The 22,641-nt window shown below is 61.6% G+C and carries 17 protein-coding genes; 7 read left to right on the top strand and 10 right to left on the bottom strand.

Annotated features, from left to right (window positions below; translation table 11 throughout):
- The first annotated feature begins 172 nt into the window (after positions 1 to 172).
- Positions 173 to 517, top strand: a complete 345-nt coding sequence (locus J5N58_RS02345) for a hypothetical protein (RefSeq protein WP_112831647.1) — start codon at positions 173 to 175, stop codon at positions 515 to 517.
- A gap of 277 nt (positions 518 to 794) precedes the next feature.
- Here the strand turns inward: J5N58_RS02345 and J5N58_RS02340 are convergent, their stop codons facing one another.
- The 7 genes from J5N58_RS02340 to J5N58_RS02310 all read right to left on the bottom strand — a co-directional run bounded on the left by J5N58_RS02340 (position 795) and on the right by J5N58_RS02310 (position 8,088).
- Positions 795 to 1,535, bottom strand: coding sequence for an SIMPL domain-containing protein (locus tag J5N58_RS02340; RefSeq protein ID WP_112831644.1), 741 nt, complete (start codon positions 1,533 to 1,535; stop codon positions 795 to 797).
- A 531-nt stretch (positions 1,536 to 2,066) separates the two neighbouring features.
- Positions 2,067 to 2,297 (bottom strand): type II toxin-antitoxin system Y4mF family antitoxin, encoded by a 231-nt coding sequence (locus tag J5N58_RS02335; protein ID WP_244709475.1) that lies wholly within the window; start codon positions 2,295 to 2,297, stop codon positions 2,067 to 2,069.
- 105 nt (positions 2,298 to 2,402) lie between these two features.
- Positions 2,403 to 3,254, bottom strand: coding sequence for a trypsin-like peptidase domain-containing protein (locus J5N58_RS02330; RefSeq protein ID WP_244709473.1), 852 nt, complete (start codon positions 3,252 to 3,254; stop codon positions 2,403 to 2,405).
- Positions 3,255 to 3,346: 92 nt separating this feature from the next.
- A complete protein-coding gene (locus tag J5N58_RS02325; protein WP_244709471.1) occupies positions 3,347 to 5,200 on the bottom strand; it encodes a type IV secretory system conjugative DNA transfer family protein in 1,854 nt (617 codons plus the stop codon).
- A gap of 28 nt (positions 5,201 to 5,228) precedes the next feature.
- Positions 5,229 to 6,854 (bottom strand): relaxase family protein, encoded by a 1,626-nt coding sequence (locus J5N58_RS02320; protein WP_244709469.1) that lies wholly within the window; start codon positions 6,852 to 6,854, stop codon positions 5,229 to 5,231.
- On the bottom strand, positions 6,848 to 7,330 hold the full coding sequence (locus J5N58_RS02315; RefSeq protein WP_244709467.1) for a MobC family plasmid mobilization relaxosome protein: 483 nt from the start codon (positions 7,328 to 7,330) through the stop codon (positions 6,848 to 6,850). Before J5N58_RS02315 ends, J5N58_RS02320 begins: the two co-directional genes overlap by 7 nt.
- On the bottom strand, positions 7,327 to 8,088 hold the full coding sequence (locus J5N58_RS02310; RefSeq protein ID WP_244709465.1) for a helix-turn-helix domain-containing protein: 762 nt from the start codon (positions 8,086 to 8,088) through the stop codon (positions 7,327 to 7,329). The genes J5N58_RS02315 and J5N58_RS02310 overlap by 4 nt, the downstream gene beginning before the upstream one ends.
- Positions 8,089 to 8,653: 565 nt before the next feature.
- Here J5N58_RS02310 and J5N58_RS02305 point away from each other — a divergent pair.
- On the top strand, positions 8,654 to 9,295 hold the full coding sequence (locus tag J5N58_RS02305) for an NADAR family protein (protein ID WP_244709463.1): 642 nt from the start codon (positions 8,654 to 8,656) through the stop codon (positions 9,293 to 9,295).
- Here the strand turns inward: J5N58_RS02305 and J5N58_RS02300 are convergent.
- Entirely contained in the window at positions 9,280 to 10,311 is a 1,032-nt protein-coding gene (locus tag J5N58_RS02300; RefSeq protein WP_244709460.1) for a DUF4238 domain-containing protein, read from the bottom strand. The genes J5N58_RS02305 and J5N58_RS02300 overlap by 16 nt on opposite strands.
- 337 nt (positions 10,312 to 10,648) lie before the next feature.
- Between J5N58_RS02300 and J5N58_RS02295 the strand changes: the two genes are divergently transcribed.
- The 4 genes from J5N58_RS02295 (at position 10,649) to J5N58_RS02280 (ending at position 16,155) form a co-directional block, all read left to right on the top strand.
- Entirely contained in the window at positions 10,649 to 11,773 is a 1,125-nt protein-coding gene (locus tag J5N58_RS02295) for a zinc-dependent alcohol dehydrogenase family protein (protein ID WP_244709458.1), read from the top strand.
- A 99-nt stretch (positions 11,774 to 11,872) separates the two neighbouring features.
- Positions 11,873 to 12,580, top strand: a complete 708-nt coding sequence (locus J5N58_RS02290; protein ID WP_113443552.1) for an ABC transporter ATP-binding protein — start codon at positions 11,873 to 11,875, stop codon at positions 12,578 to 12,580.
- Between the two features lie 2 nt (positions 12,581 to 12,582).
- On the top strand, positions 12,583 to 14,946 hold the full coding sequence (locus J5N58_RS02285) for an ABC transporter permease (protein WP_244709456.1): 2,364 nt from the start codon (positions 12,583 to 12,585) through the stop codon (positions 14,944 to 14,946).
- A 6-nt stretch (positions 14,947 to 14,952) separates the two neighbouring features.
- Entirely contained in the window at positions 14,953 to 16,155 is a 1,203-nt protein-coding gene (locus J5N58_RS02280) for an efflux RND transporter periplasmic adaptor subunit (protein WP_112827951.1), read from the top strand.
- 8 nt (positions 16,156 to 16,163) lie between these two features.
- Here the strand turns inward: J5N58_RS02280 and J5N58_RS02275 are convergent, their stop codons facing one another.
- Positions 16,164 to 17,420, bottom strand: a complete 1,257-nt coding sequence (locus J5N58_RS02275; protein WP_112827952.1) for an AGE family epimerase/isomerase — start codon at positions 17,418 to 17,420, stop codon at positions 16,164 to 16,166.
- 192 nt (positions 17,421 to 17,612) lie between these two features.
- On the opposite strand from J5N58_RS02275, the gene metH reads away from it, so the two are divergent.
- Positions 17,613 to 21,368 carry a methionine synthase gene (metH, locus tag J5N58_RS02270; RefSeq protein WP_244709454.1) on the top strand — a complete coding sequence of 1,252 codons (3,756 nt, stop codon included), beginning with the start codon at positions 17,613 to 17,615 and terminating at the stop codon, positions 21,366 to 21,368.
- 265 nt (positions 21,369 to 21,633) lie between these two features.
- Here the strand turns inward: metH and J5N58_RS02265 are convergent, their stop codons facing one another.
- Positions 21,634 to 22,503 (bottom strand): protein phosphatase 2C domain-containing protein, encoded by an 870-nt coding sequence (locus tag J5N58_RS02265; protein ID WP_113466340.1) that lies wholly within the window; start codon positions 22,501 to 22,503, stop codon positions 21,634 to 21,636.
- Positions 22,504 to 22,641 lie beyond the last annotated feature (138 nt).

The following is a 22,641-nucleotide window of genomic DNA, read 5'->3' as shown; positions in this document are numbered from 1 at the left end:
CGGGCATCACGAAGGGGTTTCGGTTTCGAGCCGGCTTCTTTCGGCATTCGCCCATGTGAACCCTGGCTGAATGACCGGTTCGGACCGCATTCAGGCGCTGGCCGATAGTCTCTTCTCAATCGCTGAGGCAAGCGGGAATGACAATCGAAGTTCCCAGATGAGGAGAGAGACAATGAAAAGTGTTTTCGCAAAGACCGGCCTTGCCGCGCTGATCGCCCTTGGTGCAACCTTCGTCACCGTTTCGACGGCGGCGGCCGACGGCTGGCGCTTCGGCCACGACCGTCCCGGCTACGGCATGGAGATGGATTACGGCCGCGGTGGCTATGAGCGTCGCCATCACCGCCCGCGCGGCTGCTTCCCCGGCGAAGCCGTCGAAAAGGCACGCTGGAGCGGACTGCACCGCGCCCGCATCCACGATGTCACACCGCGCCGCGTGGTGGTTGCCGGCGTTCGCCACGGCGATTTCGACCGGATGGTTTTCGCCAATGTGAGCGGCTGCCCCATCATCCGCTACTGAGCATGATGAACATCGCCGGCGGGTCGGCGCGGAAATTCAGCCGCCTCGCCCGCCGGCCTGACCATTCTTCCGGCCCTCCTGATTGGCCCGGTTCGACCTGCTCGCAAGCGTGTTTCCCGCAGAAGCGAGATTGGGACGAATATGGAAAGCTGGCGTTTGCCCGGGCTCCTGCACAAACAGTGGGTCGATCATCGATCACGGGGCCAAGAACGAGAAGGAAGGCAGGATGCGACATCCTGCCTTCCTGTTTTGCGTGAGATCCCGGTGAACCGGGTGCTTATTGCTCGATCGCGTAGGTAATGTTGACGGTGACGGTGTAGCGGTTCTCGCCGCTGGCCACCGGTACCGCATCGGCCGCCATCTCCTTGGCCATGGCCATGCGATACATCGGTTGCGGCACCGGCCTCGCGAAGTTTTCGCTGATATCGACCACGCGGCCGAGGCGAACGCCTGCGGCTTCCGTCAGCGTTTTCGCCTTTTCGATGGCTTCCGCCACCGCCTGCTTGCGCGCTTCGGTCACGGCTTCCTTCGGGTCGTCGTTGCCGAAGGTGATGTTGCCGCCCTGGTTCACTCCGAGCTTGACGCTCGCATCGATCAGGCCGCCCAGTTGCGACAGGTCGCGCACCTTAACCGTCAGGGTATTGGTGACGAGATAGCTGTCGATTTCGGGTGCCTCGTAGTTGCCATCGGCGGGCTTTTCCTGGCGATATTGGGGCTGGACCGAGAAGTCCGACGTCTGCAGGTCGCGCTCGGCGACGCCTTTTTCCTTCAGATCGGCGAGGACCTTGGCCATCGCCTCGTTGTTGGCCTTCATCGCCTCCTCGGCCGTCTTGGCCTGGCGCACGACGCTCAGCGTCAGCATGGCCATGTCGGGGGCAAGGGCGGCCTCGCCCTCGCCGGAGACCATGATCGTGGCTTCGCGCCTTTCCGCCTCGGCGCTCAATGCCGGCAGGGGCGCTATCAGTGCGGTGGCGATCAATGCGGCGAGGGCGAGGCCCCCGGTCTTGCGGCTGGTCATCGTGATTCCTTTTTCCTGAAGCGTCCCTGTCCCTTGCCTTGTTGACCGGAGATTGTGAAGCTATTGCGGCAAAGGCTTGTCGCCTCCGGCGAATTGGGTTAGAGCGGTCCAACCGTCGCGGGTGCCATTGTCCGCGCGGCCGCCCGTCGCACGGGCCGGGCCTGTAGCTCAATGGTTAGAGCCGGCGGCTCANACGGTCTCCGGCCAAGCCGGGGCGGTTCATTAACGAGCCCATGGGGGCACTACCGACCATTACATTAGCAATCATATCAATCGCTCTTAAACTTCGTATGTTTTCAGCGCTTACCGATGGATTGAGATCGGCTTTCGGTCAAGCGCAGTGTTCTGCTTTAAGTTGAGGCGGTTTGGATAATTCTTGTCACTTTTTTCTATTGCTCGCCGCCGATATGTTGTGCAGGGCATTTGCCGCATCGGTATCCGCCCAAAAGGGCCGCACCTGTTGCCGCGCCCACAATGTTGGAATTCCCCCGATAACTCTTTTGTCTCACGAGACAACGGGAACCCTTACCGTCATTTTCGACGCGCGCCAGGAGCCAAAATATCGATCGAACAGCCGAGCGTTTGTAGAACCTGCAAGACTTTTCCGATCTGTGCTGTCGGCTTGCCTGCTTCGAGATCGACAATAAACCGGAGGCCGACGCCCGAAACGCCGGCAAGCTCATCCTGGCGCAAGTTTTGATCCTTGCGCGTGCTGCGAACCAAGGCGCCGATGTCGGCTGGATTTTTGACTTGCTTCGCCATATTTGTTCCCGATCGGGAAAAAAACGCCATATCAGCTATCTTTTCGAGAGAAATTTCCCGAACGGGAACATCGACTTGAGCTTTCAGCCTAGTGATACGCGCAGGCTACGCCTGATCCGCTCCATTTTGCGCCGCTCTCACACGTCTTCTTTCATCATCCTCAGCAGCAGCAATCACAAGCTCCTCGACAGCTGACACATGCCAAACCTTCCCCAAATCCGATTCCGGATTTAGCCGCCCAGAATATATGCCAAGAAACTCCCAAACCGGGTGTGGAGAAAGAACCGATGCAATTCGTCCATCTGCCCCAAGGATACGATGGTTACCTACTCGGTAGGCAATGACGGCTGAACCGGATTGCCCTTGCCTTGTTCGGCAATCGATCAAAAAGGTTGGGTCGTCTGGCGAAATCAATTCCAGTTCTTGAGCAAGGAAACCAGTTGCCCAAATCGGAAATCGTTGTATCGACGACAGGCCAAAGGGAAACCCTATTACACTGACGGCTTCTGCGGGGCCGACTTGAATCGATTTTCTATCGAGAGCCGTATTTAGGTAGTAAGGGTACTTTAGGACATCACCGCCCCAGCTCAAATTGAGTGCAACAATATCAGCAACCGCGCCTAACCGCGGGTGCTCGATCCAGTAGGGTGTTCCATCTTGACGATACAGGGGAAGTCGAATTGGTAGCCACTCGCCAGCGCGTTCTCCTGATCCGTGAAAATGGATAACTACGCTGTCGGGAATCGCGGCGTTCTTGCTAAGACATTTTCCGGTCACTTGATCACGACCGGTGACGTTGTGGCGGTTGGTAACGAGAGCGCAGTGACTTTCGCGATCAAAAGCGACCAGAGTTCCCGTGCCGCTCGCTAACCGCAGGTCTTGAAAGTACATTTCGATGAACAGAGATTTCACCGTCGGTACCGAAACCTCGTATTTGCCAACGGAGATTGTAGACATTCACGCTCCCATATCCTGTGTAAAACTGGATACCCGCCAACGTCATTCCGGGCAAGGCTTGAAGAGACAACAACTAAATGGCGAGCGCAAACCTACGGTACCATCGGATTCCGGTCCAGCTTCCCTCGATATGCCGAATGCCGGTGCGATACGATCGCGTCAACCAGCGCTGGCGGTTTCGATCCTGCGAGCAGCAGCATCTTACCGGTCTTCATTTCCAGGATCTGATCGGCGGTCATGAGCTTCTGCCGTTGCTCGACAGTTGAGGTCTTGCGGCTCTCCCCGAACTTCGCAGACGATTGCTTCGTGCGGGTAAGCACCGTCTGATCGCCAAGGGCATTCGCGGCCCAATTGGCGGTTTCGAACTCGGCGCGGCCGAGACCGAAAATGCGGGTGGTGACGCAGGAGCCGAGAATGCTGGCGGTGTCGCCCTTGCCATAGACGCTTTCGATTTGCCCCTTGTCCTGGGTGATGAACAGCGCCTCGATGCCGCAGCCGGCGGCAACGTTGGCGATGTTGATCAGCTTTTCCATCCGGCCGAGGCGGACAAACTCGTCCAGCACCAGCAGCACATTCTTTTTCGGCCTCCTGGCCCCCTCCAGTCGGACAGCCATTCCAAGAATGATGTTTGTCAGCAGCCGGAGAAAGACGGCCTGAGCGTCCACCTGGTCGAGCGGCACGACCATGAAGAGGTCGGCTCGTCCCTCAAACAGGTTTTCGAGCGAGCATGTGGAGGCGCTGAGGAAACTGCGCAGTTCGTCGGAACGCGCCCAATCGAAGGCCTTCTTGATTGTCGTTTTGATCGCACCGCGCTCGTTCTCGCCGGCTGCGAGGAAGGTGGCGGCGGCTGCGGCCGGACGAGTGCCGAAGGTCTCCGGCGCTCCGGCCCATTCCGTCAGCGTCTTTTCAAAGCCGGCCGAAAACAGCAGGTCCATGACGGTGATCAGGTTGCGATCGGCTTCCAAGCGCTTGGTCATGACGACCTCGATCACGGCGGCAATCATGGATTTCGCCATTTCGGCAAAGTGCGAGCCGTTTCCGCCTTCCGGTCGAACAAGTCCCTCGGCAATGACTTCGATGTCACGGACCAGATGCGCTTGCCGGATATAGTCGAGTGGGTTGAAACGATCCTTCGACGGCTCGATGACGCCGAAGGGATTGAGAACCACGACCTGGCGCCCGAGCGATCGGCGATAGCGGCGGGTGACGGCGAAGTTTTCCCCCTTGATGTCGAGGACGGCGACCGGTCCGTCATGGTCGATGATTGAGGGAATGACGACGGACACGCCTTTCCCGGCGCGCGTGCCGGCGATGGCGACATGGTGGCCGGCACGCCATCCGGTCTTCGCGTTGGGGCGATAGCGCAGCATCGCGCCGCCGGAGAGACCGAGCGGCAAGCCCGTGTCGTTGTGCCGGAGCTGGCGCAACTCGTTCCGGTTCATCCACCGGGCGCGCCATGGGCCTTGTTTTGAAACCCGGCTAGACGAAGCGGGGGCGGCAATCGAAATCGCTCGCAGAATGAGGAACAGCGGCACAGGCAGGCCGATGGCGAGGCTGGTTTGCACACCAAGCTTTTGCACCTCTGTGAAGCGGTTCCATGTCGAAACCATGCCTCGGATGCTCTCGATTCCGGAATACCCGGCATTGCGCCAAGCCTTGAAGCTGTCGAGCAGGACGGCTGCCGCAATGGTGGGGTCGGTAAGGGCGAGAGCAGACGCGGCAAGGAGGGCAGCCCCCACAGCTAAGCCCGACGCGCTGCGGATGCGGCCCTGGGTGTCTCCCACCAAGGTCAGCAGCGCAAACCCGCAAAACATGACCAGGATCGCGGCGCGCGCGTTTTGGTAGATGGGTGGCCAGAACAACGGCGCTGTCTCCATCAGCAGGAAACCGGCCGCCACGACGGCAATGGAAAGGGCATAGCGATAGGGCTGAATAATCAAATTCATGGCTCGAAACTCCGGACGGAAATGAGGATCAGTTACGGCCGCGACTTGGCGCAGGCGGTCGGGCTGTCACGTCGGCGGCGCGACCGCCTCCAGCATCGCTTCGGCTTGCTCCAGCAGGGCGAACGCTTCCGTCAGCTCGGTCGAGGCCGTGTCGCTGGAAGGATTGCCGGAGGCGAGCCAGGCGTTCATGAACGTAGCCTGTGACGCGATGAGCGATTTCAGCGATCCTTCCAAAGCCGCTTGCCGGTTTTCGATTATGTCGGTCGAGCGTTTCTCCAGCGCCTCGAACTGCGCGGTCCCGCTGCTCAATGCGTTCATCAACGTCTCGACGTAACCCAGCAATTCGCGCTCCAGCGGCGACAGGCTCTCGGGCATCGGTGGTCTGGTAGGTGTGGTCATCGGTCAATCTCCCTGGACGATCTTCAGGCATGGTGTTTTGGCGGGCCCGGCCTGGCAGGTGGTCAGCTGAAGGCGGTTGACGTCCCAGGTCAGGACTTTGCCGTTGCTGGTCTGGTTGATCTGCAAGCCCATTTGCCAAAGGCTGGCGTTCTGGGCGCGGTCGATCATCAGCCCCGCCCAAAACCAGCTCGCGGTGAAGCTCAACAGGACGATCAGCAACGTCACCGCGCCCATGGTCAGGAAGAACGGCTGCACCATCGACCGGAGCCGGTTCACGTCCGCCTCGGTCGTCGCCAGTGCCTCGCTCAAGTGCTGGCGGTTCGCGTCCGTGAAGCTGCGGATATCGGTCTCGATTGTAGCTTGCGCGCGCTTCAAGGCTTCGCTCCAATCGGTCTCGAAGCTCGTCGGGAGCGATGGCGTCGAGTCGGCTTCCGGAACGGCTGGGCTCGCCAGCCGCTCTTTCAAGCGCTCGCTCAAGGGTATTCTCTCGGGTCCAGTTTTCACGGAACAGGTCTCCTTTCAGACGCCAGCGCTCGTCCGTCTCCGGATCGCGCACGGTGATGTAGTTTTTGCCGGCGCGCGGCAGGTCAAAACCCGCCGCCGTCAGGGCCTCGGTCATGCTCGGGCGGTCATGGATTTGGCCGGTCTCGATGCGCTGAACGATCCAGTCATGGATCAGCTCGCGGGTATCGCCGCGCCTGACGCTTTCGATGAGACTGACTGTCTCGCGGGCGCGCTCCGGCGCCATTGGGTCATTCCAGCCGTGTTCCTTGTTCAGAACATCGCGCAAGGCGTCGTAATGCTTCTGGTAGCCAGGCGGCGCGATGTTGAGGCTGCGACCGCTCACAAGCTCCATGCGCGGCGTCACGAAATGCAGTTCGACGCGGCCCTCATGGGTATGGCGGACCCAAAGCATATCGTGCTGGTCGGGTTCGAGGCCGGCAAAGGCAAGGCTCTCGAAGGCGTCCATGACCTGCCGTTGCTGGACAGGGTCCGGCGCGTCTTCCGCCGTGAAGGCGATGACGCCGGCACGATAGGTCCGCTGGTGCGGGCATGCGTCGATCAGCGCGCGCATGCGGTCGGCATCGCCACGCAGCACTTCCGGCAGCGGCTCGCGGGCAAACAGCATGATCTCACCGTGCTCGTCGCGGATCGCGTTGCGGTTCTGGTCGTAAGCGACGACGTCGCGCTCGACCAGATAGTCAACCGGTCCCGATCCGCCGCCCTGGCCGTTTCGGAAGAACTTGATCAGCACGGCGCGCCATCCTTGGCCGTGAACTGCTCAAGCGTTTCCGATAGCGCCCGCTCGATGGCGACCAGGCGGGCGGCAACCGTGATTGCGTCGATGGCGGACAACTGGCCCTGCGCCTGGGCCGTGTTCAGCCATCGCGCGATCTGGTTGAGGTTGCCGCCGATCCGGGCGACGGCGCGCACCAGCTCCGGGTCCACCTTGGGAACCGGACGGCGGCGGCGCGCCTCGGTGAGGCCGAGCGCTTCCCGCATCAGCGTGGCGAAGGGCAGACCGGCCCGCGCCGCGCGTGTGGTCAGCGCCTGCTTTTCCGATGCCGTGCAACGGAAAACCACGACGGCATTGAGGTCGCCTTTGGGCGATCGCCGGGCGTTCTTGGTGGGGTTTGAAGGGGAGGCCTGCCTCCCCTCACAAGGCTCCCTGTCAGAAGGCTCGCCGTATGACAGGGGTCGCCTTGCTCCCTTCAAATCGCCAGCCGTCATGAAACCCTCCGGACTGTCGTCTGCCGGGCGGTTTCGTCGGCGATGTGGTCACGGCGACGGCTGAAGAAAGCGATCCAATCCAGCGCACTCGGGCTCGCATCGTCCGGTGGCCAATAGCTGGGCAAGGCATAGCCCGGTTTTCCGGTTTTCACCGTCCGCATGCCCAAGGTGTCGATCGAGGGAAAGCCGTGACGTCGTAACCAGGTGCGCCATTGCTCGACCTGATCCGCCTTGGTCTCGGCCACGAAAACGAGCGGGACGGCTCGCCGCGTCTCGACGCGCGGCGGGGCGTCCTCGCGCGGGTTAGGTTTATATATTTTTTCTTTCTCTGGGTTTGGTGGACATATTTGTCCCCCTTCGCTGGACACATCTGACCGCCTTTCCGGACGATTTTGACCGCCTTTGTCAGGGTAAAGGGTGACAACTTTGTCCGTCTTTTCGCGGGCGTCCGATGCGCGTAAAATCGACGCCGCTGAGGGACGATATTCTGTGTTGTGCCCGACGCCATTTCCGCGCTGGACCTCGAACCATCCTTTGACTTCAAGTTCACGGACGGCGCGCTGAATGGTCTTGACGCTCTTGCCGGTCGCGTCGGCAATCGTTTGATAGGACGGCCACGCCTTCTCGGTGTGGCCGTTCAAATGCGTGGTGATGATGTAGAGCGCCACGGATCGCGCGCTGTCGCTCAAATCCTTGTCGCAGCTCAACTGCTGAAGCCATTGCAGCTTCACGTCCCGAAACGGCCGCGCCCCGCTCATGCACGCCTCCCTGGTCGCCACGCGACCGGGAAAGAAGGGGCGGAAACGGCCGGAAAAAGTGGGACGGCGGCTTTACTAAGCCATTGATTTTTATAAAATGGGGTCTTCGTCCCACACGGGGTTAAGCTGCTGAATTTCTTGGAATTCGGCAGGCCCTCCGGGCCCACCAATTCGTCCATACACGTCCAATACCGTCCACAGGCGTCTCCCAAGCCCTAGCGTTTCCGGGCTTTCTGGATTACCTGGGACGCCTCTGGACACCCCAGCGATCCAATTTGTTGGCACGGTTGTTGGCATCAGATTTCGCCGTTTACCGAGATGCCAACAAACTCTCGATTCCTTCCATTGAATCAAGTGCTTGAACTGATTCGCTTTTTCTCACTTCGTTCGAGTCCGACCCGTTGCGGGTTCGAGTCCCATGACCGGAACCACATCGGCTGACAGCCCTACAATCCAACCATCAGTTGGATGAACGATATTCCACGAATAGTTGAATATACTTCCAGCAGTGCGCTAGAATCAGGCACACCCACAGACGCGGGCAGTGCCCGCCAAGGAAAGGAAAGTGCTGGCTGCGATTGACGAGTTCAGAGGGGACTATCGATTTCTCTCCAACTTTTACCTGAGCCCTTTCCCGTGGGAAGGATTCACCGTCGCGAGCGTCGAACATGCTTATCAAGCAGCTAAGGCTGAGGATCTGGCGGAAAGAAAGAAAATCGTCTTTGCCAAATCTCCCGGTCTTGCCAAAAAGTTGGGTAACCGCGTGATGCTGCGAGCGGACTGGGATGAGGTAAAGATCGGGGTGACGCGCGAACTACTGGCCTTGAAGTTCGCCCCCCGGTCGTCGCTCGCCAAAAGGCTGCTGGCTACAGGGAACGCCCATCTGGTTGAGGGCAATCACTGGGGCGATCAGTTCTGGGGCGTGTGCGATGGCGTGGGAGAAAATCATCTCGGTCGCCTCCTTGTTGAGCGGCGTGACCATTTGCTACACCCGGCTAGTTCGGCCACCGGATGGTGTCTGCTCTGGCACCCAGAATCCTCGTGCTATTGGTGGGAGCGCAACCCCGGACCCGGTACATTTTCAGATGGACTTGCCATGGACGTGACTGGTGAGCCTCAGCATGAGTTAACCGCTCGCCGCTGGGGCGTCCTCTCTCCAGACGAATGCGTCGAATGGGAGACGTGGCGCGCTTACGTGCTGAGCTGATGGCGCGGCAGGTAGGCGTCGATGAAGTCGCGCTCCGCATTTCCGTAAACGAACTTCTTCGCGTTGATGAGGGATGATTGGTTGTTCGCCTTGACCACATCGCGAGCAGGCATCCTGGCAAAGTGGTCGAGAATGTCCGGCGCATCACTGGCGATGAAAAGGTGCGTCGGAGACAACGGTATCGAGATGGCGGTGCGTGACTTGTACAGGTCGCCGACCCGTTCAAAAGGGTTGTCCCCAAGGAGTAGCCGCCTCGGTCCTGTTGAGACGTCTTTGACGAGCCATCGAAGGTGTATAATGCGGTCGATAGCCTTCTCGCTTTGGATAAGGTCCACCAGGACCTTCAGTCCCGAGTTAGCGACACGGGCTGGAGCGTGCTTCGAAGCCCACTCGTACAGCGTGCTTTCTGGTCTATCACCTTTCGCGGCGTCAAACTCAGGGATCGGTTGGGAAAGGTCCTGAGATATCCGCTCCTGCACGCTCGACGTGACCATCTCCACGATGTGCGGGACGCGCAGCAGTGAGGCGTTAAGGTAGATGGTCCACCAGTATCGCTCTTCAACCGAGAGCTTGGCGGGTCCGTGGCGGATCAGCTTGTCAAGGACCGGCTTCGCTGCGGTCTCGATTTTTCCGAATAGCTTGATTTCAATTTGCTGTGCCTCTTCATCGTTGACGTGGGCCAACGAGTAGAGGCCGGGGACGTATGCCGTGGCAGCGGTGGTGACCGGTGTGCAGACGAGCTTGTTGTTAAACGGGATTCGCCCCCACCGGCTGATCTTGCCTTGCTGATCGCTCCACTTACCCAAGTGGAACTGGGGAACGTAGTGATGATCGCCCGCTTTGCTCAATCGCCGCCCTCGCTCAGTTGCCGTCAAAATATTCATGCGGCCATGGGAAATGTCCACAGTAGTCCCAGAAAATCCCACAAATGTGTTGGCATCACGACGCAAGAGACCGGAATACAGAAGCGATTGCAATAGCTTACGCGGCTCGACAGGTTCCTCCGGGCCCACCATTTCCTCATTTAAAACAGGTGTCTTCCGCAATGCGGGAATGAAGCGCGTTCTGCCTTGGTGGCGAACTTTCCGAAGGTGTGTTGCCCGCGCATGCGGGAAGAAACGGATGCAGAATTGAGGACTGTGCCGGCAGGCGCGCTAGGACAGACACCGCCCCTGTAAAACTTTCGGATGGCAAACTAGCCGAAAGACCGGCAGCGCCCAGAATAGCGGCTTCAGGGAGCGAGGTTGAGGCCTGTTCCCTTGAATCCGGACATGAAGTCCTCTCGTCGGCTAGACGCAAGGCCGGTATTTCCTGTTATGTCTTGCGACGGGAGATCGCAGGAGGAGCGTATTCATGAAGGTCAGGGCCGCCATTTTGAGGCAATCGCCGGTCAAGCCGCCGTTTTCGGTGACGCGACCGCTTTCCATCGAGATGGTGGAGCTGGCGGGGCCGGGGCCGGAGGAACTGCTGGTGCGGATCGGGGCGGCGGGGCTCTGCCATTCCGATCTTTCGGTCATCAACGGCGACCGGCCGCGGCCGATGCCGATGGTGCTCGGACATGAGGCGGCGGGAACGGTGGAGGCGGTTGGAAGCGGGGTGCACGACATCCGGCCCGGCGACCGGGTGGTGACGACCTTCCTGCCCTCCTGCGGGCATTGCCTGCCTTGTGCGGAAGGGCGTTCGGCGCTCTGCATTCCCGGCGCCGAGGCAAACGGCCGGGGGGAGTTGCTCGGCGGCGGCTCGCGGCTTTCCTGCGAGGAAGTGCCGCTTCACCACCATCTCGGGGTTTCCGGCTTTGCGGAATATGCGGTTGTTTCCCGTTATTCGGCGGTCAAGGTCGAGGCAGAGCTACTGATGGCGGAAATGGCGCTGTTCGGCTGCGCGGTGCTCACCGGGGTCGGGGCGATCGTCAATACATGCAGGGTTCAGCCGGGCCAGAGCGTGGCCGTCGTCGGTCTGGGTGGCGTCGGGCTTGCCGCTGTTCTCGGGGCGGTGGCCTCGGGCGCGACACGCGTCGTCGCCATCGATCTGGCGCAGGAAAAGCTCGACAAGGCGCGCGAACTCGGGGCGACCGATACCTTCCTTGGGGGTGATCCCGACATTGCGGAGCGGGTGCGCGAGGCGACCCGCGGCGGCGTCGATCACGCGGTGGAAATGGCCGGGTCGGCGCGGGCATTCGAAACGGCCTACAAGATCACGCGGCGGGGAGGGACGACGGCCAGCGCGGGGCTTGCGCCGCCTTCCGCCCAGTTTTCCATTCCCGCAGTCGGGCTGGTGGCGGATGAGCGGGTGGTGCGCGGCAGTTACATGGGAAGCTGCGTGCCCGTGCGGGATATTCCGCGTTTCATCGCGCTTTATCAGGCCGGGAAACTGCCGGTGAACCGGCTCCTGTCATCGACCGGTCCGCTTGAGGGCATCAACGAGGCCTTCGACCTGCTGCACGAGGCCAAGGTGATCCGGCACGTCATCACCTTCTAAGCGGAAGCGTCCGAGTTGGAGCTTTCGTAGGCTTTGACAATGGTCAAAGCCTGTGCCCTCCTGTTCGGGTAGCCTTTCCCCGTTCAATCATGGTGGGAAATGAGCGAAGCGCTTTTCGAGGTCAGGGACGTCACCAAGTCATACCGCACCGGCGATGTCGAGGTGCAGGCGCTTCGCTGCGTCGACCTGACGCTGGAGCGTGGTGAGATGGCGGTTCTGCTCGGGCCGTCGGGCAGCGGCAAGTCGACGCTGCTCAACATCATGGGCGGACTCGACCGGGCGACCTCCGGTCGGGTGCGCTTCGCCGACCACGAACTCACCGAGCACACGGAGAGGCAACTGACGCGATACCGGCGCGATCATGTCGGTTTCGTCTTCCAGTTCTACAATCTCATTCCCAGTCTCACGGCCTACGAAAACGTTGCGCTGGTGACGGAGATCGCCCGCAATCCCATGGATGCGGGAGAGGCCCTTGCGATGGTCGGTCTCAAGGAGCGCATGGATCATTTTCCGGCGCAGCTTTCGGGCGGCGAGCAGCAGCGCGTGGCGATCGCCCGCGCCATCGTCAAGCGGCCGGAAGTGTTGTTCTGCGACGAGCCGACGGGCGCACTCGATTCGAAGACCGGCATTCTGGTGTTGGAGGTTCTCTGCCGCGTGAATGCCGAATTCAATACGACGATGGCGATCATCACCCACAATGCCGCCATCCGCCAGATCGCGCACCGCGTCTTCTCCTTCCGCGACGGGCGGATCGAGGAGTCCGTCACCAATCCGGTCCGGCTCCAGCCTTCGGATGTGAGCTGGTAGCCATGTCGATGCTTAACCGGAAGCTCTATCGCGACGTGATCCGGCTGTGGGCGCAGGTGATGGCGGTCGCGCTGGTCATGGCCTGCGGGGTGATGACCATCATCATCGCCATCGGCTCCTATCGCTCGCTGGAAGAGACGCGGCGCGTTTTCTACGATCGCTATCGCTTCGCCAACCTGTTCGTGGAGGCGAACCGCGCGCCCTTGCACCTGCGGGACCGGATGCTTGCGATCGACGGTATCGGCAGCGTCGAACTCCGGATCGTCGAATACGTGCTGCTCGACATGGAGGGCATGGTGGAACCGGCGACCGGGGTCGCGGTGTCGCTGCCCGACCATGGTCAACCCGCGGTCAACTGGCTCTATATCCGCAGCGGCCGGTTGCCGGAACCCGGACGGCCGCAGGAGGTGGCTGTGCTGGAAAGCTTCGCCAGCGCGCATCGCCTTACTGAAGGCAGCCGCTTTTCCGCGATCATGGACGGCCGCAAGCAGGAACTGACAGTGACGGGCATCGTGTTGTCGCCAGAATACATCTATACGATCGGGCCGGGCGACATGGTGCCCGATCCACGCCGCTTCGGCGTGTTCTACATGTCGCGCGATGCGCTCGAGGGCATTTTCGACATGGGCGAGGCCTTCAACAACGCGGCGCTGACGACGCTGCGGGGCGTCGATACCGAGGAGGTGCGGGAGAAGCTCGACGACCTGCTCGACCGGTATGGCGGGCGCGGCGCCTTTCCGCGCAAGGACCAGATCTCCCACACCTTCATCGAAAACGAACTCGACCAACTGCGGGCGATGGCGGCGATCATCCCGCCGATCTTCCTGTTCGTCTCGGCCTTCCTCGTCAACATGATCTTGACGCGGCTGATCGCGCTGGAGCGGGAGCAGATCGGGCTCTTGAAGGCGCTCGGCTACCGCGAGACCGAGGTCGCCTGGCACTATCTGAAACTCACCATAGTGATCGCACTGATCGGCGTGACGATCGGTTTTGCCGCCGGCAACTGGACAGGGCGCGGCTTGACCCAGCTCTATGCCCGCTTCTTCTCTTTTCCGTTCCTGATCTTCCGGGAGAGCTTCGACCTTTATCTCATCTCGGGCGGCATCTGTGTCGCGGCGGCCTTTGCCGGCGCCATTCGGGCGATCTGGTCGGTCATCGTGCTGCCGGCCGCCGTCGCCATGCAGCCGCCGGCACCGCTCCGCTTCCGTTCGCTGTTTTCCAGGCGGCCGCGGGGCGTGCCGCTCGTCTCGCAGCTGACGATCATGGCTTTCCGTCAGATTGTCCGCACGCCGCTCAGGGCGTTTCTCACCTCGCTTGGCAGCGCCTTTTCCGTGGCCCTGCTGGTGGTCTCGATGTTTTCCTCCGATTCCGTCGGGTATATGGTCAACGAAATCTTCTTCCGCATGGAGCGGCAGGACGCCAGCCTGTTCTTCGATCAGGACCGGTCCGTGGCGGCGCTTGACGCGGTGCGGCACTTGCCGGGGGTGACGCGGGCCGAACCGTTCCGGGCGCTCGCGGTCAAAGTGCGCAAAGGCTCGCGGGAGAAGGACCTGACGGTCTTCGGCATCGGCGGGAATGCCGATCTCGGGCGGATCATGGATGGGGATATGCGGCCGATCCCGCCCCCGGGCCACGGCATTCTTCTTATCGGCCGGGTCGCGGACTTGCTCGGCGCGCGGGTCGGCGATCTGGTGGAAGTGGAGTTGGTCGAGAAGGACCATCGGAGCATCCTGGTTCCTGTGACCGGCATCGCGCAGAGCCTTGTCGGCACGGACGCCTATATGCGCATCGACGCGCTCGACCGGCTGATCGGCGACGGGCGGCGGATTACCGGTGTGCGGGTATCGCTCGACATGGCGCAGAAGGAGGCGCTCTACGCGGAACTCAAGCAGACGCCGGCCATTGCCTTTGCGATGCTGATCGGGCTGTCGCGCGACCGCTTCCGGGCGACGGTCGAGCAGAACATATCGACGATGCAGGTGGTCTATACGACGCTCGCGGTCATCGTCGCCTTCGGGCTCGTCTATAATTCGGCGCGGATACAGCTTTCCGAGAGAGCACGCGAGCTTGCGAGCCTGCGGGTGCTCGGCTTTACGCCGGCGGAAGTATCCGGCGTGCTTCTGACCGAGCTTGCGGTGGTCGTCCTTGCCGCCCAGCCGCTCGGCTGGTTGCTCGGTTATCTCTTTTCGAAACTGGTGGTGGAGGGGGTCTCCAGCGATCTCTTCCGCATTCCCTTCGTCATCAATTCATCGACATTTGCAATCGCGAGCCTCGTGGTGCTCGGCGCATCGCTGTTGTCGGCGCTGATCGTGCGCCGGCGCATCGATGCGCTGGATCTCGTGGGCGTACTGAAAGCCAGGGAGTAAGGCTCCATGCGGGAAAAATGGATCAAGCGGTTCGTCTGGACGCTGGTGGTTGCTGCGATTATCGCCGGTTTCGCCTATGCCTTGCGGGAAAAACCGCAGGCCGTCGATGCGGGCGCGGTTACGCGCGGCGCGATGAAGGTCAGCGTCTCGCAGGAAGGCGTCACGCGGGTCCGTGACGTTTATACCGTTTCGGCGCCGATCGCCGGGCATCTGGCGCGCACGGTGCTGGAGGAGGGCGACAAGGTGACCGCTGATGTCACGGTGGTGGCGGCCATCCACCCGCTCGATCCCCCGCTGATCGATCTCCGCAGCCAGGCCGAGCTTCTGGCCGCGCGGGAAGCCGCCCGCGCTGCCGTCTCCATGGCGGAGATTGAATACAAGCGGTTCCAGTCCGATCTGCAATTCGCGCGTGACAATCTCGCCCGGGCGCTTCGGCTCGCCAAGACCGAATTCCTCGCGGAAAGCGCATTGCAGAAAGCGACGACCGAGGTTGAGGTGCTGGAGGCGCAGCTTGGCTCGGCCAAGGCGGCGATTGAGCTGCGCAAGGCGGAGCTTGCCAGCGCCGAGGCCCGCCTCATCCAGCCGCAGTCGTCCGATGCGTCGCGCGAGCGCAATTGCTGCGTCTACGTCACGGCGCCGGTCAACGGGGTGGTCCTGGGCGTCATGGCCAAGAGCGAGCAGCCGGTTGCGGCAGGCACGAAGATCGCCGAGATCGGCGATCCCGGCAATCTGGAAATCGTCGTCGACCTCCTGTCATCGGATGCGGTGCGGGTCGTTCCCGGCGCTCAGGCCGAGATCATCGACTGGGGCGGCGAGCACGCGCTTGCCGCGAGGGTGCGACGCATCGAGCCGGCGGGCTTCACCAAGGTTTCCGCGCTTGGCATCGAGGAACAGCGGGTCAATTTGATCCTCGACCTGGAGGACAAGGACCCGCGCCTGGGGCATGGATTTCGCATCTACGCCCGCCTGACGCTCTGGCAGGGCGACAATGTGCTGCAGGTGCCGATCAGCGCCCTGTTCCGTAACGGGCGGGAGTGGGCGGTCTTTGCCATCCGCGACGGTCGCGCGCGCCAGATCAAGGTCGAGATCGGCCACATGAACGATGAGACCGCCGAACTCGCCGCGGGTCTGGAGCAAGGCGACACCGTCATCCTGCATCCCAGCGATACGATCAGCGAGGGATCGCTCGTTGAAACGCGCGCGGAGTAAGGGCGGCGTCAGATCGCGCCGCCGGTTTCCCGGATGACCCTGGTCAGGCTGCCCGTCGCCGGGAAGAGGGGAATGAGGCAGGCCTGCAGGGCGTGGTAGATGTCGCCCTTGCCGGGGAAAAGGGTGTTGGCCGGGCGGAGGTCTTCCGTCAGTTCCTCGTGCCAGCCGCCGAAGGCGGGGTCGAGGTTGTTGCTGGCGATGAAACTCCAGATCTTGCGATAGCTTTCCTCGTGGAAGTCGCTCGGGCTCAACTGGTTGAGGAAATGGGCAGCGCCCGCACCCTCGCACAGCGGCCACCACAGCTTGAAGCGCTTGTCGGGCACGTTTTCCCAGTCGAGCGTGTAGAAGAAGCCGCCTTTCTCCTTGTCCCAGCCGAGTGACATGGACTGGAAGAACAGGCCTCGGGCGGCTTCCGGCATCCAGTCGTGACGCTTGCCGCCGAGCACCCAGAGCTGAAGGATCAGGCGGGCCCATTCCAGCCAATGCCCCGGCGTGGTGCCGGAGGGGCGGAACATCTCGTTCTCATGGTAATAGATCCGGTCGAGCGTCCAGACCTCGTCGAAATGTTCCGGAACGCGATAACCCTGTTCGGCGGCGCGGCGGCGGATCAGCAGATCCGCGATGCTCTCGGCCTTGGCGAGATAGCCGTTGTCACCGGTTGCCTCGAAAGCTGCCATCAGGGCTTCCGTGAGGTGCATGTTGGAGTTCTGGCCGCGATAGCCGGGAACAGGCTGCCAGTCGCGGGAAAACTCCTCGGCGATGGCGCCGAAGCGTTCCTCCCAGAAACGGGTTTCGAGAACTTCGGTGATATCGGTCAGCATGGCGTCGGCCAGCGGATGGCCCACGACCTTGGCGGAGGAGGCAGCCAGAAGCACGAAGGCGTGGCCATAGCCCTGCTTGCCGGCATCGGCCGCGCCATTGTCGTCCACCTGCCAGAAATAACCGCCGTGCTCGGTGTCGCGATGGCGCTCCCAGAGGAATTTCATGCCGTGGTCGACCACGTCAGCGGCGCCCGGCCGACCGAGCAGGTCGCCGATTGCATAACAATGGACCATGCGCGCGGCCATGTGGATGCTGCGGACGGGATTGTCGGTGTTGAGCGGCTTGCCGTCACGCGTGAGGTCGAAGAAGCCGCCCTTCGGGTTGATGGCTTGCCGCTGAAAGAAGGAAAAGAGGCCGTCAGCCAGATCGAGCAGCCATTTGCGATGATAGGGGCGGTCGCTCCAGTTCGCGGCAATGGCTGTGTGGGCGGTTGTTTCCAGCATGCGATCCTCCCGAATTCTAATCGTTTGAAACCTCTTATAGCGAAACCGGTGGATTGTCACCGCGCAACCGGGGTCGCGGTTGCGGCATTCTCCTGTTTTGCATGTCGCAATTGAAATGGATAAACGCATGTTGACATAAAGATGTCTTTATGTGATTTCGATTCATTGTCATTTGCAAGGAAGGCTGGCCAGATGTTCGACAAGCTGTTTGACGGGGATGCTCGGGAACGGAACGGCACGGAGATCATGCAGGCGCTGGCTGCTGCCGCGCGCGAGCGGATACTTGTCCTCGACGGCGCCATGGGCACGCAGATCCAGGGGCTGGGCTTTGACGAGGACGCCTTCCGCGGTTCGCGTTTCATCGGCTGCGCTTGTCACCAGCAGGGCAATAACGACCTTCTGACTCTCAGCCAGCCGGACGCGATCGAGGAAATCCACTTCCGCTATGCGATGGCGGGTGCGGACATTCTCGAGACCAATACGTTTTCCTCGACCCGCATCGCGCAGGCCGACTACCAGATGGAGCAGGCGGTCTACGACCTGAACCGCGAAGGGGCGCTGGTTGCTCGCCGGGCTGCAAGCCGCGCCGAGCGCGAGGATGGACGTCGCCGCTTTGTGGCCGGCGCCATCGGCCCCACCAACCGCACGGCCTCCATTTCGCCCGATGTCAACAATCCCGGTTATCGCGCTGTTTCCTTCGACGACCTGCGCCTCGCCTATGGAGAGCAGATCGACGGTCTGATCGACGGCAATGCCGATGTCATCCTGATCGAGACGATCTTCGATACGCTGAACGCTAAGGCCGCGATCTTCGCCTGCGAGGAGCGTTTCGCTGCCAAGGGCATCCGCCTGCCGGTGATGATCTCCGGCACGATCACCGACCTTTCCGGTCGCACCCTTTCGGGCCAGACGCCGTCGGCCTTCTGGTATTCGGTACGCCACGCCAATCCTTTCACCATCGGTCTCAACTGTGCGCTGGGTGCTGACGCCATGCGTCCGCATCTGCAAGAACTTTCGGGCATCGCCGACACCTTCATCTGCGCCTATCCGAATGCCGGCCTGCCAAACGAGTTTGGCCGTTATGACGAAACGCCTTACGATATGGCGCGGCAGATTACCGGCTTTGCGGAAGAAGGCCTTGTCAATGTCGTGGGCGGCTGCTGCGGCTCGACGCCTGAGCATATCCGCGCGATCGCCGAGTCCGTTGCCGGCAAGGCGCCGCGCAAGCCGGCCGAGCACAGGCCGTTCATGTCGCTTTCCGGCCTCGAACCCTTCGTGCTGACCAAGGAGATTCCCTTCGTCAACGTCGGCGAACGCACCAACGTCACCGGCTCGGCCAAGTTCCGCAAACTGATTACGGCTGGCGATTACACGTCTGCGCTGGTCGTCGCTCGCGATCAGGTGGAGAATGGCGCCCAGATCATCGACATCAATATGGACGAGGGCCTGATCGATTCCGAGAAGGCGATGGTCGAGTTCCTGAACCTGATCGCCGCTGAACCCGACATCGCGCGCGTGCCGGTGATGATCGACTCGTCGAAGTTCCCGATCATCGAGGCCGGCCTCAAATGCGTGCAGGGCAAGGCGGTGGTGAATTCCATCTCCCTCAAGGAGGGCGAACAGTCCTTCGTCGAGCATGCCCGGCTGATCCGCAATTATGGCGCAGCCGTCGTCGTCATGGCCTTCGACGAGCAGGGGCAGGCCGACACCTATGCCCGTAAGGTGGAGATTTGCCAGCGGGCCTACCGTATCCTGACCGAAGAGGTCGGTTTCGCACCGGAAGACATCATCTTCGACCCGAACATCTTTGCTGTTGCGACCGGCATCGAGGAGCACAACAATTACGGCGTCGACTTCATCGAGGCGACGCGGACGATCCGCGAAAAGATGCCGCTGGTGCATATTTCCGGCGGTGTCTCGAACCTTTCCTTCTCGTTCCGCGGCAATGAACCGGTGCGCGAGGCGATGCACGCCGTGTTCCTCTACCATGCGATCCAGGCCGGCATGGACATGGGCATCGTCAATGCCGGCCAGCTTGCCGTCTACGAGAGCATCGATCCCGAATTGCGCGAGGCCTGCGAGGACGTGGTGCTGAACCGCCGCGCCGATGCCACCGAGCGCCTGCTGGAAATCGCGGACCGTTACCGTGGCACCGGCGAGAAGCAGGCAAGGGGACAGGATCTCGCCTGGCGCGAATGGCCGGTTGAAAAGCGTCTGGAGCATGCGCTGGTCAACGGCATCACCGAATTCATCGACGCCGACACGGAAGAAGCGCGCAGACAAGCCGAACGACCGCTGCATGTCATCGAAGGGCCGCTGATGGCCGGCATGAACGTGGTTGGCGATCTCTTCGGCGCCGGCAAAATGTTCCTGCCGCAGGTGGTCAAATCCGCCCGTGTGATGAAGCAGGCGGTCGCCGTGCTGCTCCCCTATATGGAGGCGGAGAAGGCGGCCAATGGCGGCGGCAGCGAGAGGCAGTCGGCTGGCAAGGTACTGATGGCGACGGTAAAGGGCGATGTGCACGACATCGGCAAGAACATCGTCGGCGTCGTTCTCGCCTGCAATAATTACGACATCATCGACCTCGGCGTCATGGTGCCCGCGACGAAGATCCTGGAGACGGCGGTCAAGGAAAAGGTCGATATCATCGGGCTTTCTGGTCTCATCACGCCGTCGCTCGACGAGATGGTGCATGTCGCCGGCGAGATGCAGCGGCAGGGATTCGACATTCCGCTTCTCATCGGCGGCGCGACCACCAGCCGTGTCCATACCGCGGTGAAGATCCATCCGCAGTATCAGGCAGGGCAGGCGGTCTATGTGACGGATGCCAGCCGTGCGGTCGGTGTGGTCTCGTCGCTTTTGTCGCCGGACAGCCGTTCGTCCACCATCGATGGGCTGCGCGCTGAATATGCCAGGGTCGCCGACGCCCATGCGCGGGCAGAAGCCGAAAAGCAGCGCCTGCCGCTTGTCCGCGCCCGGGAAAATGCGGTGAAGCTCGACTGGTCCGCCTACAAGCCGAAGAAGCCGTCCTTTCTCGGAACGAAGGTTTTCGAGGATTACGACCTTACGGAACTCGCGCGCTACATCGACTGGACACCCTTCTTCCAGACTTGGGAGTTGAAGGGTCGCTATCCGGCCATTCTCGAAGACGAGAAGCAGGGCGAGGCCGCGCGCCAGCTCTTCTCCGACGCCCAGTCGATGCTCACGAAGATCATTGACGAGAAGTGGTTCCGGCCGCGAGCCGTCATCGGTTTCTGGCCGGCGAATGGGGTGGGAGACGATATCCGCCTGTTCAATGACGAGGCGAGGTCTGAGGAGCTTGCGACCTTCTTCACGCTGCGCCAGCAATTGTCGAAGCGCGACGGGCGGCCGAACGTGGCGCTTTCGGATTTCGTCGCGCCTGAGGATAGCGGCGTTGCCGACTATGTCGGCGGCTTCGTGGTAACGGCCGGTTTCGAGGAAATCGCCATTGCCGAGCGGTTTGAGCGGGCGAACGACGACTACTCGTCCATTCTGGTCAAGGCACTGGCCGACCGGTTCGCTGAGGCCTTTGCGGAGCGGATGCACGAGCGGGTTCGCCGCGAGTTCTGGGGCTATGCGCCGGACGAGAATTTCACCAATGACGAACTCGTTGGCGAGGCCTATGGCGGCATCCGCCCCGCGCCGGGCTATCCGGCCCAGCCCGATCACACCGAGAAGACGACGCTGTTCCGGCTTCTGGATGCGGAAAAGGCAACCGGCGTGCAGCTTACCGAGAGCTATGCCATGTGGCCCGGCTCGTCCGTATCCGGCCTCTATATCGGCCATCCCGAGAGCTACTATTTCGGTGTCGCCAAGGTCGAGCGCGATCAGGTCGAGGACTATGCGGCGCGCAAGGGCATGGAGATCAGGGAGGTCGAGCGCTGGCTCGGACCGGTCCTGAACTATGTGCCGAAGGCGGCGGAATAGGTCGGCTACACGTGGTCGCTTTGCTCCTCACCCGCCCTCTTCCCGCAAGCGGGGCGAGGGAGAAGAAACGGCGCGGCAAGTTCCTTCGACCGTAAGCGGGGAGGGAATGGAGACGCTGCGACGTGCTTTTTCTCCCCGTTGACGGGGAGAAAGCGCCGGCAGGCGGATGAGGGGCAGCTATTTCTGTATCGCTTGAATGCCTTGCGAAAACGATTCCGCTTTTTGCGCTATCGCCTTGGGTGTGAATCATTTTTCGGGTTGGCCGTCAGGCCTTCAGCCGCAGCAAGATAGCCGTGGTGTCATCACTTTGCTTGAAGCGTGGAAACCGCAGGCCATCAGGGTCGATCTCTCGTTCGAAGCGGCGGAGTTCCTCGACCAGAGGCAATAACCCCTCGGTTTCGGCGCGCCGCACCAGTCCCGCGGGATCGTAGACCTTGTAAAGGGCGACGAGGTCGGCCAGACCATCCGAGCAGAGGATTGCAGTTGCCCCTCCGGTGATCTCCACCGGTTGCCGGTAAAGACGGTCGGCTGCTTCCGGCACCATGCCGAAGGTCCAGACATTGCTTTCCGTGGTGTTGTGCCGCGAGCGACCCTTGCGCAGATCCTCCAGTGTGTCGGGGTCGCCGACGGCGCTGCCGGATGAGCCGATGCCACCAGCCCGCTCGATATGCTTCTGCGCGGCAAGCTGCTCCCATTCATAGGCGCCGGGAATGGGGATCACGAAGTCGCCGCGGCCGTTGTCGTCAAGCAGATAGAGGCAACTGTCTCCGAGGCCGAAATACTCGAAACCCGTCGGTGTGCGGCGCAGTCCCGTCAGGCTGCAACTCGGCCAGGCGTAGCGTGGCTGCTCACCGGCGACGGCATGAAAGGCATCGCGCGCTTCTGAAGAAATCCCACGGATCGCTTCTGCCACGTCGACCACGCCATCGAGCCTTTCGCCGAGCCGGGTTGCGGCGAATTCCGCCATCCATGCCGCATCGCTGCCATGGCCTTCCATGAACTGCCGGTCTCCGAGCCCGGTCGCGCCATCCAGAACGAAGGCGGCATCGGGGTTGAAGCCGAACCTGTCCTCGTTGGGGCGGTCCGCCTTGCCGGGATCGGAGATGGTGTCGAGGATATCGATGGAAAAAGCCATGTCTGGAACTCTCAAGGGCGCAAATGGAAGAGCATTTCTGCAGGATCGGAGTCACAACGACTCGTATGGTGCGGATGATGATCCGGTGGGGTGGGCATGACCATGAAAAATGTCATGCGATCCACCGTATCGTGCCAA

It is taken from the genome of Paenirhizobium cremeum, assembly GCF_022884085.1.
Taxonomy (GTDB): Bacteria; Pseudomonadota; Alphaproteobacteria; order Rhizobiales; family Rhizobiaceae; genus Allorhizobium; species Allorhizobium cremeum.
This window is presented reverse-complemented; position numbering and strand designations above follow the sequence as displayed.

What these genes read in the sequence shown, in the direction of transcription:
- J5N58_RS02330 (WP_244709473.1), bottom strand. Translation starts at nt 3,254, where the DNA reads ATGTCTACAATCTCCGTTGGCAAATACGAGGTTTCGGTACCGACGGTG.
- J5N58_RS02290 (WP_113443552.1), top strand. Translation starts at nt 11,873, where the DNA reads ATGAGCGAAGCGCTTTTCGAGGTCAGGGACGTCACCAAGTCATACCGC.
- J5N58_RS02340 (WP_112831644.1), bottom strand. Translation starts at nt 1,535, where the DNA reads ATGACCAGCCGCAAGACCGGGGGCCTCGCCCTCGCCGCATTGATCGCC.
- J5N58_RS02315 (WP_244709467.1), bottom strand. Translation starts at nt 7,330, where the DNA reads ATGACGGCTGGCGATTTGAAGGGAGCAAGGCGACCCCTGTCATACGGC.
- J5N58_RS02295 (WP_244709458.1), top strand. Translation starts at nt 10,649, where the DNA reads ATGAAGGTCAGGGCCGCCATTTTGAGGCAATCGCCGGTCAAGCCGCCG.
- J5N58_RS02300 (WP_244709460.1), bottom strand. Translation starts at nt 10,311, where the DNA reads ATGGTGGGCCCGGAGGAACCTGTCGAGCCGCGTAAGCTATTGCAATCG.
- metH (WP_244709454.1), top strand. Translation starts at nt 17,613, where the DNA reads ATGTTCGACAAGCTGTTTGACGGGGATGCTCGGGAACGGAACGGCACG.
- J5N58_RS02285 (WP_244709456.1), top strand. Translation starts at nt 12,583, where the DNA reads ATGTCGATGCTTAACCGGAAGCTCTATCGCGACGTGATCCGGCTGTGG.
- J5N58_RS02325 (WP_244709471.1), bottom strand. Translation starts at nt 5,200, where the DNA reads ATGAATTTGATTATTCAGCCCTATCGCTATGCCCTTTCCATTGCCGTC.
- J5N58_RS02310 (WP_244709465.1), bottom strand. Translation starts at nt 8,088, where the DNA reads ATGAGCGGGGCGCGGCCGTTTCGGGACGTGAAGCTGCAATGGCTTCAG.
- J5N58_RS02275 (WP_112827952.1), bottom strand. Translation starts at nt 17,420, where the DNA reads ATGCTGGAAACAACCGCCCACACAGCCATTGCCGCGAACTGGAGCGAC.
- J5N58_RS02265 (WP_113466340.1), bottom strand. Translation starts at nt 22,503, where the DNA reads ATGGCTTTTTCCATCGATATCCTCGACACCATCTCCGATCCCGGCAAG.
- J5N58_RS02280 (WP_112827951.1), top strand. Translation starts at nt 14,953, where the DNA reads ATGCGGGAAAAATGGATCAAGCGGTTCGTCTGGACGCTGGTGGTTGCT.
- J5N58_RS02335 (WP_244709475.1), bottom strand. Translation starts at nt 2,297, where the DNA reads ATGGCGAAGCAAGTCAAAAATCCAGCCGACATCGGCGCCTTGGTTCGC.
- J5N58_RS02345 (WP_112831647.1), top strand. Translation starts at nt 173, where the DNA reads ATGAAAAGTGTTTTCGCAAAGACCGGCCTTGCCGCGCTGATCGCCCTT.